At 68.5% G+C, this 16,247-nt stretch carries 9 protein-coding genes and 1 pseudogene; 8 read left to right on the top strand and 2 right to left on the bottom strand.

The genetic code is table 11. The annotated features are described in order from the left end of the window. Positions 1-9 precede the first annotated feature (9 nt). Complete coding sequence (locus WAL33_RS16575; RefSeq protein WP_422182626.1) at positions 10-1,989, top strand: serine hydrolase domain-containing protein; 1,980 nt, start codon at positions 10-12, stop codon at positions 1,987-1,989. Between the two features lie 7 nt (positions 1,990-1,996). Beyond that, a complete protein-coding gene (locus tag WAL33_RS16570; protein ID WP_422182625.1) occupies positions 1,997-3,367 on the top strand; it encodes a peptide MFS transporter in 1,371 nt (456 codons plus the stop codon). Between the two features lie 75 nt (positions 3,368-3,442). Here the strand turns inward: WAL33_RS16570 and WAL33_RS16565 are convergent. Next, positions 3,443-3,649 (bottom strand): annotated as a pseudogene (locus WAL33_RS16565) (response regulator transcription factor); the annotation flags it as partial. Positions 3,650-3,965: 316 nt separating this feature from the next. Between WAL33_RS16565 and WAL33_RS16560 the strand changes: the two are divergent. Further along, on the top strand, positions 3,966-4,139 hold the full coding sequence (locus tag WAL33_RS16560; RefSeq protein WP_422182624.1) for a hypothetical protein: 174 nt from the start codon (positions 3,966-3,968) through the stop codon (positions 4,137-4,139). Between the two features lie 38 nt (positions 4,140-4,177). Then, positions 4,178-4,855, top strand: coding sequence for a FadR/GntR family transcriptional regulator (locus tag WAL33_RS16555; RefSeq protein WP_422182623.1), 678 nt, complete (start codon positions 4,178-4,180; stop codon positions 4,853-4,855). On the opposite strand, the gene WAL33_RS16550 is transcribed toward WAL33_RS16555, so the two are convergent. After that, positions 4,844-5,380, bottom strand: a complete 537-nt coding sequence (locus WAL33_RS16550) for a gluconokinase (RefSeq protein WP_422182622.1) — start codon at positions 5,378-5,380, stop codon at positions 4,844-4,846. The genes WAL33_RS16555 and WAL33_RS16550 overlap by 12 nt on opposite strands. Positions 5,381-5,593: 213 nt before the next feature. On the opposite strand from WAL33_RS16550, the gene WAL33_RS16545 reads away from it, so the two are divergent. The 4 genes from WAL33_RS16545 (at position 5,594) to WAL33_RS16530 (ending at position 16,025) form a co-directional block, all read left to right on the top strand. Next, on the top strand, positions 5,594-8,599 hold the full coding sequence (locus WAL33_RS16545; protein WP_422182621.1) for a glycosyl hydrolase family 28-related protein: 3,006 nt from the start codon (positions 5,594-5,596) through the stop codon (positions 8,597-8,599). Between the two features lie 29 nt (positions 8,600-8,628). Beyond that, entirely contained in the window at positions 8,629-11,688 is a 3,060-nt protein-coding gene (locus WAL33_RS16540) for a glycosyl hydrolase family 28-related protein (RefSeq protein ID WP_422182620.1), read from the top strand. A 169-nt stretch (positions 11,689-11,857) separates the two neighbouring features. Next, positions 11,858-14,845 (top strand): TonB-dependent receptor plug domain-containing protein, encoded by a 2,988-nt coding sequence (locus WAL33_RS16535; RefSeq protein ID WP_422182619.1) that lies wholly within the window; start codon positions 11,858-11,860, stop codon positions 14,843-14,845. A 205-nt stretch (positions 14,846-15,050) separates the two neighbouring features. After that, entirely contained in the window at positions 15,051-16,025 is a 975-nt protein-coding gene (locus WAL33_RS16530) for a polysaccharide deacetylase family protein (RefSeq protein ID WP_422182618.1), read from the top strand. The last annotated feature ends 222 nt before the right edge of the window (positions 16,026-16,247 follow it).

Raw genomic sequence — 16,247 nt, 5'->3', positions numbered from 1 at the left:
AAGATCGGCATGCGACTTCTCACCAGTCTCGCAGGGCTCTTGGCGGCGCTCGCCCTGCCGGCCGCGGCCCAGGCGCCGGACGCTTTGAAGCCCACCGCGCCGTTCGCGCCGAGCCGGACCGCCACCGTGACCGCCACGCCGTCGCCGCCCGGCGCGGCCCAGCTGACCGCCGCTGACGTCAACGCCTGGCTGGACGGGCTGGTGCCCTACGGCCTGGATCGCGGCGACATCGCCGGCGCGGTCGTGGTGGTGGTCAAGGACGGTCAGGTGCTGACCCAGCGCGGCTACGGGGTGGCGGACGTCAAGACGCGCCGCCCGGTCGACCCGGCCCAGACGCTGTTCCGCCCGGGTTCGATCTCCAAGCTGTTCACCTGGACGGCCGTCATGCAGCAGGTCGAGGCCGGCAAGATCGATCTCGACCGCGACATCAACGACTATCTCGATTTCAAGATTCCGCCCGCCTTCGGCAAGCCGATCACGATGCGCCACCTGATGACGCACACCGCCGGCTTCGAGGAAACGGCCAAGCACCTGCTGATCGACGACCCGGCCAAGGACGAGCCGCTGGACGTCGTCCTCAAGCGCTGGACGCCCGAGCGGATCTACGCCCCCGGGGCGATGGCGGCCTATTCGAACTACGGCGCCTCGCTGGCCGGCTATATCGTCCAGCGCGTCTCGGGCGAGCCGTTCGCGGTCTATGTCGACCGCCACATCTTCGCGCCGCTGGGCATGACCCGTTCCAGCTTCGTCCAGCCGCTGCCGCCCGCCCTGGCCGGCGGGATGTCGAAGGGCTACGTGGTGTCCTCGCGCGATCCCAAGGCCTTCGAACTGATCGGCATGACGCCGGCCGGCGCCCTGTCCTCGACCGGATCGGACATGGCCCGCTTCATGATCGCCCACCTGGAGGGCGGCCCGCTGCTGAAGCCCCAGACGGCGCAGCTGATGTACGCCGCCGCCAACACGCCGATCCCCGGCCTGCCGGCCATGGCGCTTGGCTTCTATCACGAGGACCGCAACGGCCGCCGGATCATCGGCCACGGCGGCGACACCGACCTGTTCCACTCCGACCTGCATCTGTTCCTCGACGACCATGTCGGCCTCTATCTGTCGTTCAACAGCGGCGGAAAGGACGGGGCGGCCCATGTGCTGCGCGAGCGGCTGTTCGCCGAGTTCACCAACCGCTATTTCCCGTATCCCGACCCGCAGGTTCCGACCCTGGCGACCGCCAAGGTCCACGGCGCGGCCATGGTCGGCCACTACGGGATGAGCCGCACCTCGACCTCCAACTTCCTGAAGCTGATCGGCCTGATCAGCCAGACCCGGGTGGCCTTGAGCGACGACGGGACGCTGACCGTCGCCGCCCTCCTGGGGACCAACGGCGTGCCCAAGCGCTGGCGCGAGGTCGCCCCGTGGCAGTGGCGCGAAGTCGGGGGCGACGACCGCCTGGCCGCCGTGGTCAAGGACGGCAAGGTGACGATGTTCTCGATCGCCGGCTATGCGCCGATCTTCGAGTTCACGCCCGCGCCCGCCAGCTTCGACGCCGGCTGGATCCTGCCGGCGGCCATGGCCGCGCTCGGCGTGATCCTGCTCACCGCCCTGGCCTGGCCGGTCCTGACCTTCACCCGCTGGCGCTACGGCCATCAACCGGCCGTCGTCGGGCGTCCCGCCCTGGCCCGATGGGCGCCGCGCGTCACGCCGTGGGCGCTGCTGGTGATCTGCGGCGGCTGGCTGGCCATGGTGACGGCGATCGACAACGACGTCACCATGCTGGACGGCCGCCTCGACATCTGGATGCGGTTGCTGCAAGCCCTGTCGCTGGCCGCCATCGTCGGGTCGTTCCTCATGGTCTGGAACGCCTGGATCCTGGCGCGGTCGCCGCAGCGGCGGTGGTTGCGGGCGGCCTGGGCGGCGCTGAGCGCGGTGTCGGCGCTGTTCCTGATCTGGCTGCTGATCGTGGGTAAAACCCTCACCCTCTCGCTGAACTACTAGGAACGGCATGGCCATCGATCCGCCCGACATTGCCCCCGGGCTGACCGATCCCGGCCTCGCGCCCCTCGCGGGCGGCGAGGCCGGGAGCCGCCGGGCGCTGTTTGGCCACCCGCCCGGCCTGACCGCCCTGTTCATGACCCAGATGTGGGCGGAGTTCTCCTACTTCGGCCTGCAGGCCATGCTGGTCTACTACATGACCCAGCAGCTGCATTTCGATCAGGCCAAGGCTTCGCTGATCTACGGCGCCTATGGCGGCGCGGCCTTCTTCAGCCCGTTCTTCGGCGGGATCATCGCCGATCGCTGGCTGGGCCGGACCAAGAGCGTCGTCCTGGGCGCGGTGCTGATGATGTTCGGCCACTTCGCCATGGCCGCCGAAGCCCTGCTGCTGCCGGCCCTGGTGTTGGTGGCCCTGGGCAACGGCCTGTTCCTGCCGCCGCTGGCGGTCCAGGTCGGCGGCCTCTATGGGCCGGACGACCCGCGCCGCGCCGCGGCGTTCAGCGCCTACTACATGGGCATCAACCTGGGCGGCCTGCTGGCGCCGCTGGTCTGCGGCTCGCTGGGCGAGCTGCTGGGCTGGCATTGGGGCTTCGCCGCCGCCGGCCTGGGCATGCTGGTGGGCCTGACGATCTATCTGTCCTGCCGGCGGCTGCTTCCCGCCGATCCCCCGACGGCGAGAGAGGCGACGCGGGAGACGCCTCGGGCGCCGCGCGCGTTGTTGTCGGCCGGCGAGCGCCGCAATCTCGGCAGCCTGGTCCTGGTCATCAGCCTGGTGGTGCTGTTCCGCGTCGGCTACGAGCAGAGCGGCAACGTCATCGCCCTTTGGGTCGCCGACCAGACCGACCGCGGCGTCCAACTGCTGGGCGGCCGATACGAGGTGCCGGCGACCTGGTTTCAGTCGATCAATCCCCTGCTGATCATTCTGCTGACGCCGGCCCTGATGGGGTTCTGGGCGCGTCGTGCGCAGCGGCGCGGCCCGCCCGACCTGTTGGCCCGGATGAGCGTGGGTTGCGCCATCGCGGCCCTGTCGATGGTCGTCATGGTCGCGGCGGCGGCGGCTCATGCGGCGTCGGGCCAGCCCGTGTCGGCCTGGTGGGTGATCGGCTATTTTGTCTTGCTGACCATCGGCGAGCTTCTGGTCATTCCCACCGGTCTGGCGCTAATCGGGGCGCGGTCGCCGGTCCAGGTGGCCGCGATGATGATGGGCGCCTGGTACATCGCCAAGTTCATCGGCAGCGTCCTGGCCGGCGTCATGGGGGCCTATTGGGGCGCGGTGCCCGCCACGACCTTTTTCGGCATCGGCGCGGTCGCCGTGATGTCCGCGTCGATCGGACTGCTTGGGCTGGGCCGCGCGGAAGCCCGCGCCGCCGCGAAGTCCTGAGCCGGGCCCGACGCCGCTCAAGCCCGAGCGGCGGGTCCTTGGCTCTCCGTAAGGCCTATCGATACGGCCGTCGGCCTATCGGGCCTCCGCCCGGGGCCTGAGGCCCATCATCATCTGGGCCGCGATCGCGGCCTGGGTGCGGTTATGGACGTTGAGCTTGCGCATTACGGCGGTCATGTGCGCCTTGACCGTGGCCTCGGCGATCCCGAGATCGAAGGCGATCTGCTTGTTGAGCCGCCCGGAATTGACGCCTTCAAGGACCTTCAATTGGGTCGGCGTCAGCTCATCAAAGCCGACCTGCACGTCATCGACGGCGTCGTGTTGTTTCTTCCCGGTCATGTGCACCCCTGCTTCCTCTCCTTGACCAGTCGACTCGCGACCAGCCTCCGCCTCGATAGTTGTGCCGGTCTTTGCCGGCGGGCGATTTGCGTTCAGCGAATGTAGCTATATTAGTTGGACAGATTCAAGCCAATTGGTCAATGGTAACGTAAACATCAGGGAGCTCGGTGGGTGTCCGCTAGAATCTGTCGTACAGATTTAGGCTGCGCATCCACGGGACGCCCAAGGACAGGTGGGAGGAATTCATGAGGGGACGGTGTTGGCGATCGGCGCGGGTTCGCTATTCTTCTCGCCCGTCAACGATCCGGGATTCTGGCTCGTGAAGAGCTATCTGGGGGCGGAGATGCGCGGGACATTCAGAACCTGGTCGATGGAGACGGTCATCTCCGTGGTCGGACTGGTGTTCGTGCTCATCGGGAGCCGTTTCCTATGAGCGGGCATGCCGCGAAGACGGGGTCGGAGACCCGGTAGATGATTCAAGGGCGTCTGGCCGACCGGGCCTATACGGGCATCGTGGAGATGATCAACACCGACGGCCTGGCGGTCGGTGATCGTCTGCCGTCGGAGTCGCGCCTGGCCGAGATGTTCGGCATGTCGCGCACCATCGTCCGCGAGGCCCTGGTTCGGCTGGCTTCGGACGACATCACCGAGGCCCGGCGCGGCGCGGGGTCGTTCGTCAAGAACCGGCCTTCCGACAAGCTGGGCGCCTACATGCCCCTGTCCGAACTGCCCTCGACCCTGGGCAGCTACGAGGTGCGCTTCGTGCTCGAGGCGGAGGCGGCGCGGCTGGCGGCGGCGCGCCGCTCGGACGAGGACATGGCCAGCATCGAAGAAGCGCTCTCCGATCTGCGCGAGGCCCTGCTGTCCAGCGCGCCCGCCCACCTTCAGGACATGGAGTTGCACCGCCGCATCGTCCAGGCCACGGCCAATCCCGCCTTCCTGGTCGCCTTCGAAGCATTGCAGCCGGACGTCGATCGGATCATGCGCGCCGGGGTCGACATCTCGCGCTCGCGACCGCCCGAGGCGATCGGCGAGATGATGCGCGAGCACGAGCTGATCGTCGAAGCGATCCGCGCCCAGGACAGCGACGGCGCCGCCCTGGCCATGCGCTGGCACCTGTCGCGCGGACGAAAGCGCCTAATGCCCTGAGGCCAAATGCTCGGAGGCGCGCGCGACATCGCCGGCATGCCGCGCGTCGCTCAACCAGGCTTGGGCCATCGCGCACAGCGCTTCGGGCGGGGCGGCGGCGTCGAGCCGTAGAACCGTCTCGTCGTCGCCGGGAGATTCCAGCGTGGCTAGTTGGCTGTCCAGCAGGCTGGCGGGCATGTAGTGACCTGATCGGCGGGTGAGCCGCCGCAGGAGCTCGTCGTGGTCGGCCTCCAGCAGCAAGAAGCGGGTGGGAGCGATGATCGCGCCGCGCAGGCGCTCGCGATAGCTGCGCCGCAACGCCGAACAGGCCGCCACCACCAAGCCCTCCGTCGCGAGGGTCTGGCCGACGGCCTGGCCCAGTCGATCCAGCCAGGGCCAGCGGTCGTCGTCGTCGAGGGGATGGCCGGCGCGCATCTTGGCGACCGCGCGCGCGTCATGGAAATCGTCGCCTTCCAGGAACGGGCAGTCGAGTTCACGGGCCAGCAAGGCGCCGAGCGTCGACTTGCCGCTTCCGCTCACGCCCATGACGACGACGGCGAATCCACTGGGGCGAGCAAGGCTGGACGGCGGCTGCAAACGGTGTCCCTGAGGGCTGGTCGTCGAAGGGCCGAGGGGCCAACGGCATGATCGAAATCGGTTCTACCGGGCCGCTGATGGAGCGTAACTACGACCATGGTCGAGGATGGCGCGCGCGCGGCGTTTCCTTATCGATAAGGGATTGCGACAGGGAGTATCGGTATGAGAGCGGTCCTTTTGGCGGCGTTTCTGGTGGTCTCGACCCCAGCCCTGGCCTCGACCGGCTCGGTCCTGCTCACGGCGCCGGACGATCCGCGGGCGATCACCGTCAAGGGCGTGGGCGACGGCCGCGCGGACGACACCCGGGCCGTTCAGCAAGCCATCGACGCCGCCCGCGAGAAGACCGGCCATGGCTTGGTCTTCCTGCCGTCGGGCCGCTATCGCCTGAGCCGCACGATCCTGGTGCCGCCGGGCGTGCGCGTGTTCGGCGTCGGCGCGACCCGGCCGGTCCTGGTGCTGGGGGCCAACACCCCGGGCTTCCAGAAGGGCGTGGGCACGATGATCGTGTTCACGGGCGGCGACCAGTATCAGGTCGGCCAGATCCCCGTGCCCGTTCCGACGGTGGTCCCGTCGACCGACAAGGTGCGTGACGCCAATTCCGGCACCTTCTATTCGGCCATGGCCAATATCGACATCGAGATCGGCGCGGGCAATCCGGCCGCGGCGGCCGTGCGGTTCCGCATGGCCCAGCACGCCTTCCTCAGCCACATGAACTTCCGCCTGGGCTCGGCCTTCGCCGGGGTCTACCAGGCCGGCAACATCATGGAGGACGTCCACTTCCACGGCGGCCGCTACGGGATCGTCACCGAGAAGACCTCGCCGGCCTGGCAGTTCACCCTGATCGACTCGACGTTCGACGGCCAGCGCGACGCGGCGATCCGCGAGCACGAGGTCGACCTGACCCTGGTCAATGTGGGCATCAAGAACACGCCGGTCGGCATCGAGATCGACCGGGGCTACAGCGACAGCCTGTGGGGCAAGAACGTCCGCTTCGAGAACGTCTCCAAGGCCGGCGTCCTGATCTCGGCCGAGGACAACGTCTTCACCCAGGTCGGCTTCGAGAACGCCGTGGCCGCCGACACGCCGGTGTTCGCCCGCTTCCGCGACAGCGGCAAGACGGTGGCCGGCAAGGGGCGCGCCTATCGCGTGGCCTCGTTCACCTACGGCCTGACCCTGCCGGGCCTGGGCCAGATGGGCGAGTACAAGACCAATGTGGATCTGACCGCGCTGCCCGCCCTGCCGGCCGCCTCGGCGCCGGCTTTGCGCGCCCTGCCGCCCGTCGCCGACTGGACCAACGTCAAGACCCTGGGCGTCAAGGGCGACGGCCAGGCGGACGACACCGCCGCCCTGCAGAAGGCCATCGACACCCACCGCGTGCTCTATCTGCCGATCGGCTTCTACAAGGTCACCGACACCCTGAAGCTGCGGCCCGACACCGTGCTGGTCGGCCTGCATCCGGCCCTGACCCAGCTGGTCATTCCCGACGACAATCCGCGCCACGCCGGCGTCGGACCCACCGCCCCCGTGCTGGAAACGCCCAAGGGCGGCGACAACGTCCTGGCGGGGATCGGGATCTTCACCGGCCGCGTCAACCCGCGCGCTTCGGCGCTGCTGTGGCGCTCGGGCGCGACGTCGCAGGTCAGCGACCTCAAGATCATGGGCGGCGGCGGCACGCCCACCATGGACGGCAAGCCGCTGGGCGCGCTTCAGGCCCGCAGCGGCGATCCGGTGGCCGACGGCCGCTGGGACGGCCAATACCCCAGCATCTGGGTGACCGACGGCGGCGGCGGCACCTTCGCCAACGTCTGGAGCCCCAACACCTTCGCCTCGGCCGGCTTCTACATCTCCGACACCAGCACGCCGGGCCACATCTACGAGGTCTCGGTCGAGCACCACGTCCGCAACGAGTTCGTGCTCGACAACGTCCAGAACTGGGAGTTCCTGGCGCCCCAGACCGAGCAGGAGGTCGGCGACGGCCCCGACGCGGTCGGACTGGAAGTGCGCAACTCGCGCAACATCCTGTTCGCCAACTATCACGGCTACCGGGTGACGCGGTCGTACCATCCGGCCGAGACGGCGGTGAAGCTGTTCAACTCGACCGACATCCGCTTCCGCAACGTCCACATCAACGCCGAAAGCGGCGTCGCGCTCTGCGACACCATCGGCTGCGGCACCTATCTGCGGGCCAGCAAGTTCCCGTTCGAGAACGCCATCCAGGACAAGACCCGCAAGCTGGAGGTGCGCGAGCGCGAGTTCGCGGTGCTCGACGTGACGGGCGATCCCGCGCCCGTCGCCACGGCCGCCGATCCGAAGGTGCGCAAGCTGGAGAGCGGCTTCTGGTCGATCTCCGGCGCGACGGTGGGCGCGGACGGCGCGCTCTACTTCGTCGAAAAACGCTTCCAGCGGATCTATCGCTGGACCGCGGCCAAGGGTCTGGAGGTCGTTCGCGACCTTTCCCTGGACCCCACCAACCTGGCGATCGACGGCTCGGGCAAGCTTCTGGTGGTGTCCTCGTTCGGTCCGCAGGCCAGCGTCTATTCGATCGATCCGGACGGGCCCAAGGACCAGATGACGGTGATCGCGCCGACGGCTTGGACCGCGCGGCCTGGCGCCAGGACGCTGCTGCCGGTCAACTGGTGGAACAACGGTGAGTTCAAGGATCAGTACAATCCGTCCACGGATCACTTCACCACCCTGGCCGAGATGTTCGCGCGCGACGTCGCCGCCCCCAAGGCCCAGGCCTACGTGTCGCCCGACGGAAGCCTGTCGCTGCCGGCCTTCCGGGTGTGGCAACAGGGGCCGCCCGACCATGTCGGCTGGCGCTGGGCCGACAGCCTGCAGGCCCATGGCCTGATCGCCGCCGCGGTCGGCGAGCGGGTGTTCGTCACCAACGGCTCCGAGAACAAGACCTATAGCGGCCAGGTCGGCCCCGGCGGGACGCTGACCGATCTGAAGGTGTTCGCCAATCGCGGCGGCGAGAGCGTCGCGGTCGACGGCCAGGGACGGGTGTTCGTGGCCAACGGCCAGATCTTCCAATACGGGTCCGACGGTCGGCCGGCCGGCCGCATTGACGTGCCCGAGCGACCGCTGCAACTGATCTTCGGCGGCGAGGGCAAGCGCACGCTCTTTGTCCTCACCCACCATTCGCTCTACGCCGTGACGCCTTGAGCAAGACTTCGAGTAGAAAAGGGTTCGCCATGAAAAGCTGGTTTGTCGCCTCTTGCGCGGCCCTGCTCGCGTTGCTCATGGCGGTCGGCGAGCCCGCGGCGGCTTCGGTCTCCACCTTCACGACCGCGCCCACTGATCCGCTCGCCGTGACGGTGCGAGGCCAGGGCGACGGCCGGGCCGATGACGGCCCCGCGATCCAGGCGGCGATCGACGCGGCCGCGGCCAAGCCGGGCGGCGGCCTGGTCTTCCTGCCGTCCGGGCGCTACCGCATCAGCAAGACCCTGTTCCTGTGGCCGGGCGTTCGGGTGTTCGGGGTGGGCGCCACGCGGCCGCTGATCCTGCTGGGCGACGCGACGCCGGGCTTCCAGAAGGGCGTGGGCAACATGGTGATCTTCGCCGGCGCCAAGCGCGACCCGGCTCGCCGCGTGCCGTTCCCGGTCCCGGGCAGCGTGCCCTTCGACAAGGACATCGCCGACGCCAATTCCGGCACCTTCTACTCGGCGATGAGCAATATCGATTTCAAGATCGGCCAGGGCAATCCGGCGGCGACGGCGATCCGCTTCCACGCCGCCCAGCACGCCTATGTCAGCCACATGGAGTTCGACATCGGGTCGGGCCTGGCGGGCCTCTATCAGGTCGGCAACGCGGCCCTGGACCTGCACTTCAAGGGCGGCCGCTATGGCATCCTGGCCGAGAAGACGTCGCCGGCCTGGGGCTTCCTGCTGCTGGACTCCACCTTCGAGGGGCAGCGCGACGCGGCCATCCGCGAGCACGAGGCCGGCCTGACCCTGGTCAATGTGACCCTGCGCGACACGCCCGTCGGGATCGAGATCGACCGCGGCTACGGCGACTGGCTGTGGGGCAAGGACGTCCGCTTCGAGAACGTCTCCAAGGCCGGCGTGGTCATCTCCAACGAGGCCAACGTCTACACCCAGGTCGGCTTCGAAAACGCCCTGGCCTCCGACACCCCGGTGTTCGCCCGCTTCCGCGACAGCGGCAAGGCCGTGGCCGGCCCAGTGGGGGGCAAGGGCAAGGCCTACCGGGTCTCGTCCTTCACCCACGGCCTGACCCTGCCGGGCCTGGGCCAGGTGGGCGCCTACAAGACCGACATGAAGGCCGAGGCCATTCCCGGCCTGCCGGCGCCGCGCGCGCCGGCGATCCGGGCCCTGCCGGCCATGGCCGACTGGGTCAACGTCCGCACCCTGGGCGCCAAGGGCGACAACGCCGCCGACGACACCGCCGCCATCCAGAAGGCGATCGACACCCATCGCGTGGTCTATTTCCCGGCCGGCTTCTACCAGGTCACCGACACGCTGAAGCTGCGGCCGGATACCGTGCTGATCGGCCTGCATCCCAGCCTCACCCAGATCGTGCTGCCCGACCGCACGCCGGGCTATCAGGGCGTCGGCGCCCCTAAGGCGCTGGTCGCCTCGGCCGCCGGGGGCGACGCCGTCGTCTCGGGGCTGGGCCTCAACACCAACGGGATCAATCCGCGCGCCACGGCCCTGCTCTGGACGGCCGGCGCCAATTCGCTGGTCGAAGACGTCAAGTTCCAGGGCGGTCACGGCACCGACCTCTACGACGGGACGCGGTTCAATCCCTACAACGCCAACGCCACGGCCGACCCCGATCCGGCCAAGCGCTGGGCGGGCCAGTATCCCAGCCTGTGGGTGACCAACGGCGGCGGCGGGACGTTCGCCAACATCTGGAGCCCCAGCACCTACGCCTATTCGGGCATCTACGTGTCGGACACCCAGACCCCGGGGCGCATCTACCAGGCCTCGGTCGAGCACCATGTGCGCACCGAGATCAGCCTCAACCGGGTCGCCAACTGGGAGCTCCTGGCCCCGCAGACCGAGGAAGAGGCGGGCGAAGGCGAGGAGACCGTCTCGCTGGAGATCCGCGACTCCCACAACATCCTGCTGGCCAACTATCACGCCTATCGCGTCACCCGGACGCGACGCCCGGCGGCGGCGGCGGTCAGGGTCTACAACTCGCGCGACATCCGCTTCCGCAACGTGGCGGTGAACGGCGAAAGCGGCTTCAGCACCTGCGATGAGAACGGCTGCGCGACCTTCCTGCGCCCGACCAAATACCCTTACGAGAACGCGATCCTGGACGTCACAAGCGGGCTGGAGGCGCGCGAGCGGCAGTTCGCGGTGCTGGACCTGACCGCCGATCCGCAGCCGACGGCGCCCTCGACCTTCCCCGCCGGCGCGCGGGTGGAGAAGCTGGGCGACGGCTTCTATTCGCTGGGCGGCGGCGCGGTGGATGCGGCCGGGACGCTGTACTTCACCGACCGGCGTCATCAGCGCATCTACAGCTGGTCGGACGAGCGCAAGCTGTCGATCGTGCGCGACAACACGCTAGACCCGATCAACCTGGCCGTCGACGGCTCGGGGAACCTGCTGGTGCTCTCGTCGGCCGGCCGCGACGGCACGGTCTACAGCTTCAAGCCGGGCGCCCCCGACACCGAGGTCACGGTGATCCCGCCGACCCCGGCGGTCGGCCGCGCGGGCGCGGCGACGGTGTTGCCGGTCAACTGGTGGAGGAACGCCGAATTCAAGGATCAGCTGGATCCGACGACCTACCAGTTCACGACCCTGGCGCAGATATTCACCCGCGACATGGCGCTGGCCGAGGCGCGCGAATATGTCTCGCCCGACGGCAGCCTGACCTTGCCGGCCTACCGCGTCTTCCAGCAGGGTCCTGCCGACTTCCGGGCGCTGCGCTTCTCGGATTCGCTGGACACCTATGGCTTCACCACGGCCAAGCCGGGCCAGAGGGTGTTCGTCGCCAACAGCTCGGAGAACAAGACCTACAGCGGTCTGGTCGGCGCACAGGGCGCGGTCACCGACCTGAAGGTCTTCGCCGACCGCGGCGGCGAAAGCGTCGCGACGGACGCCGAAGGGCGGGTCTATGTCGCCAACGGCCAGATCTTCGTCTACGCCCCGGACGGCCGGGAACTGGGCCGGATCGACGTGCCCGAACGGCCGCTGCAGCTGGTCTTCGGCGGACCGGGCAAGCAGACGCTGTTCGTGCTGACCCACCGCGCGCTCTACGCCGTGCGAGGGCCGCAGGGGCGCTAGAAAGCGCCGTCGATCCGCTGGGAAGGGCCCGGCTCGGCGGGCGCCGAGCCGGCCTCCTGGTCCCGAGCCGGGGACCTACGACCATGGTCTAATGGCCTACGCTCACCGAGCCTGACAAATTCCCCGGAGGCCATCGTTGATGGACTCAACGACAAGAGGGAGCTGCAGGATGAGTGGTATTGGTCGGGCCCGCGGGGGGCATTCCTATTTGAGCGCTTTGTTCGCGACTAGCGCGGTGGCCTTGATGGCGATGGCTGGAGCCGCCGCCGCCCAGACGGCCCCGGCCCCGGCGGACACCTCCAACGCGACCGCCCTGACGGAGATCGTCGTCACCGGCTCGCGGATCCGGTCGGAAGGCTTCACCGCCCCGACCCCGACGCAGGCGCTGGGCCAGGCCGACCTGGAACGCGCGGCTCAGCCGAACATCTTCACCGCGATCACGCAGCTGCCCTCCTTGCAGGGGTCGAGCGGCGCGACGACGGGCACGTTCAGCACCTCGAGCGGCCAGCAAGGTCTCAGCTCGTTCTCGCTGCGCGGCCTGGGCACCATCCGCACCCTGACCCTGCTGGACGGCCAGCGGGTCGTGCCGGCCAACGTCACCGGCGTTCCCGACATCAGCCTGTTCCCCCAGCTCCTGGTCGAGCGGGTCGACGTGGTGACCGGCGGCGCTTCGGCCTCCTACGGCTCGGACGCCGTCGGCGGCGTGGTCAACTTCATCACCAACAAGCGGTTCGAGGGCTTCAAGGCCAACGTCCTCGGCGGCGTCACGACCTATGGCGACAACCACCAGTGGCTGGCCCAGGTCGCCGCCGGCAAGAACTTCATGGACGATCGCCTGCACGTGCAGGTCAGCGGTGAATACGACTGGGAAGAGGGCGTTCCGGCAGGCGGCTTCGGCGAAGACGCGCCGGGCAGCCGCGATTGGTACACGACCGCCACCCTGGTCAATCGCGGCGTCACCAACGACGGCTCGCCGCAATATCTCTATCGCGAGCACGCTCAAGCCTATCAGTACACCAAGTATGGCCTGATCAGCGCCGGGCCGCTGCAAGGCACGGCCTTCGATCAGGCCGGCAACCCGTTCCAGTTCCAGTACGGCTCGAACGGCGTGCCGGTTAAGAACGCCGCCGGCAATGTGACCAACTGCTATTCGAACGGTGGCTTCTGCGTCGGCGGCGACCTGTCGGGCAATGTCGGCGTCGGCACGTCGCTGCAGTCGCGGCTCAAGCGCATGAACGCGTACACCCGCGTCGGCTATGATCTCAACGCCGACAACGAGATCTACGCCACCTTCAACGCCGCCCGCGTGGAGAGCAGCAACCAGCCCAATCCGGGCGCGGCCACCACGGGCCTGACGCTTCAGTGCTCAAATCCGTATCTGCCGGCCTCGGTCGCGGCCGCCTGCGCCGCCAACGGCATCACCCAGTTCACGTTCGGCACCAGCAACGCCCTGCTGCCGCGCAATATCTCGGTCCATCCGACGCGGACCCAATATCGCGGCGTGATCGGCGCTGAGGGCAAGTTCAACGCCCTCGGCAAGGAATGGCGCTACGACGCCTATTACGAGCACGGCGAGAACACGACGAACATCCACGTCAACGACATCCTGCTGACGCCGCGCTATCGGCAGGCCGTCCAGGCGACGACGGTGGGTGGCCAGATCGTCTGCGCCGACGCGACCGCTCGCGCCAACGGGTGCGTGCCGATCAATATCTTCGGCGGCCAGCGGCCCAGCGACGCGGCGCTGGCCTACATCACGCCCGCGAACGGCCCCTATCAGCATTCGGTGCAGAAGCAGGACGTCGCCAGCATCAACTTCAGCGGCGAGCCCATCCAGGGCTGGGCCGGCCCCGTGGCCCTGGCGTTCGGCGGCGAGTGGCGCAAGGAGCAGTACCACGTCGAAGGCGACTCCTACGGCGATGGCAATACGGACTCGCCCAACACCGCCGACTACCCGGCCGATCCGATCCTCAATGCGGCCGGCAACAACTGGTTCGCGGGCAACTACCACTCCGGCGCCGGCAAATACTCGGTGAAGGAAGCCTATGCCGAAGTGAACGTGCCGCTGGTCAATTCCGAGGCGGCCGGCAGGGCCAACCTCAACATGGCCGGCCGCTGGACCGACTACAGCACCTCCGGCACCGTCTACACCTGGAAGGTCGGGGCCACCTGGGACACGCCGATCGACGGCGTCCGCCTGCGGGCCGTCACCTCGCGTGACGTTCGCGCGCCGAACCTGTCCGAGCTGTTCGCCGCCCCGGTGACGACGACACAGCCGAACTTCACCATTCCTTCGAACGGGACGCCTCCGGCCGGTCAACCCTCCGGCGGCTCGTTGACCCTTATTCAGAACGTGGTCGGCAATACGAACCTGAAGCCGGAAATCGCCAAGAACGTGACGCTCGGCGCGGTGCTCTCGAACCCGCAATGGCTGCCGGGCTTCAGCATCTCTGTCGACTGGTACAACCTCGTCCTCAACGGCGGCATTTCCAGCCTGGGTTCTCAGCAGATCGTCAACTTCTGCTATGCGGGCCTGACCCAGTTCTGCGGCGGCTTCGATCTCAACCCGCCATCGGCGTTCGTGAACTCTCAGACGTTCAACCTGGCCTCGATCAAGACCAGCGGCTTCGACTTCGAGAGCAGCTACCGCTTCGAACTGCCCGGCGTGCCCGGCCGCTTCACGGCCCGAGCTCTGGCCACCAACGTCCACAAGTTCGTCACCAATCCGGGCATCCCCGGGGCGGTCGCCGTCGACTCGGCCGGCCAGAACTCCGGCGCCACGCCGGACTGGAAGGTCCTGGCCATCCAGTCCTGGGACACCGAGCGTTTCGCCTTCAGCGTGCAGGAGCGCTGGTTCAGCGATGGCCGGTTCGGCGGCACGACCACCGAGTATGTCGAGTGCCAACCCGGCAGCTGCCCGGTCTCGACCGGCAGCCGTCCGACCATCGACTACAACCACATGAGCGGCGCGACCTATGTCGACGTCAGCGCCTCGTACAAGTTCGGCAAGGGCCTGCAGGTCTACGGCAAGATCGACAACCTGCTGGACCGGGATCCGACACCGGCGCCGCAAACCAACACCGGTCTGGACGCCAACCCGGCGCTCTACGACCTGCTGGGTCGGTTCTACCACGTCGGCCTGCGCTACAGCTTCTAAGGCCTCCCCTGGGCCCTTTGCCCGGGGCCGGATCGGCTTCACAGCCGGTCCGCGCCCCGGGCGTTTCTTTGCCTGAGCGCCAAACCCGTCACGCGCTCCTGAAGCGTCGGCGGTGATCCCGCCGCCGGACCGCCTCGACGACGACGGCGAAGGGCGGCATAGTTGTTACCGTTATCATTCGCCAAGGAATGAAACGGGAGGACGCATGAGTTTCGAAGGCATCGCGGGCCGCAACGACGTCGCGCGCCGCGCGCGGACGGGGTTTTGGGCGCGCTGGATCGCGCCGCTGGCCTTCACCGCCATGGTGGGCTCGGCCCACGCCGCGACGCCGGTGAAGATGGCCCTGACCTTCGACGACCTGCCCGCCCACAGCGCCCTGCCGCCGGGCGTCAGCCGCATCGATGTGGCGGGCCGGCTGCTGGCCGCCTTCCACGACGCGAAGACAGGACCGGTCTACGGTTTCATCAACGGGGTGCAGGAAGAGCGGGAGCCGGACTCGGTGGGCGTGCTGTCGCTGTGGCGCGCGGCGGGCCATCCGCTGGCCAACCACACCTGGTCGCACATGAACCTCAACACCAACGGCCTGGCCGCCTGGGAGGCCGACCTGGTCCGCAACGAACCGCTGCTGCAAAAGCACATGGCCGGCCAGGACTGGCGCTGGCTGCGCTATCCGTTCCTCAGCGAGGGCGAGACGCCGGAAAAGCACGCGGCGGCGCGCAAGGTGATCAAGGCCCACGGCTACCGGATCGCCGGCGTGACCATGAGCTTTGGCGACTATGCCTGGAACGAGCCCTATGCCCGCTGCATGGCCAAGGGCGATGCGGCGGCGGTGGCGGTGCTGGAGGCCAGCTACCTGAAGGCCGCCAAGGACAGCCTGGACTTCGAGCGCGGCCTGTCGGCCAAGCTGTACGGTCGCGACATCCCCTATGTGCTGCTGATGCACGCCGGCGCCTTCGACGCGCGGATGATGCCGCGGCTGCTGAAGATGTACCAGGACAACGGGGTCGCCTTCGTCAGCCTGGAAGAGGCCGAGCGCGACAAGTTCTACGCCGCCGATTTCAAGACCCAGGCGACCGAGGCGCCGACCACGCTCGAGAACGCCATGAAGGCCAAGGGGCTGCCGCTCCCGCCCCAAGCCCCCGCCTGGGGCGGGGCCGACCTCGACAAGATGTGCCGATAGGCGCTCGGCCTCCGACCAAGGTCGGGGTCCGGATGAAACCCAGACTCGCCCAGGATGAAGCCGGCGATCGAAACAGGAGTTGCTCATGACCCCCCTCATCCGTGACGCCGGGATCGATCGCCGCCGCCTGCTGACCGGCGGCGCGGCGATCGTCGGGGCCTTGGCGGTCCCGATGGCCGCCCACGCCGCCGACGCGCCGGCCGAGGCCGTGGAGATCCAGGT

Source organism: Caulobacter sp., from assembly GCF_049283275.1.
Taxonomy (GTDB): domain Bacteria; phylum Pseudomonadota; class Alphaproteobacteria; order Caulobacterales; family Caulobacteraceae; genus Caulobacter.
Note: the sequence above shows the minus strand (reverse complement) of the source record. Positions and strands in the feature narration are given on the sequence as shown.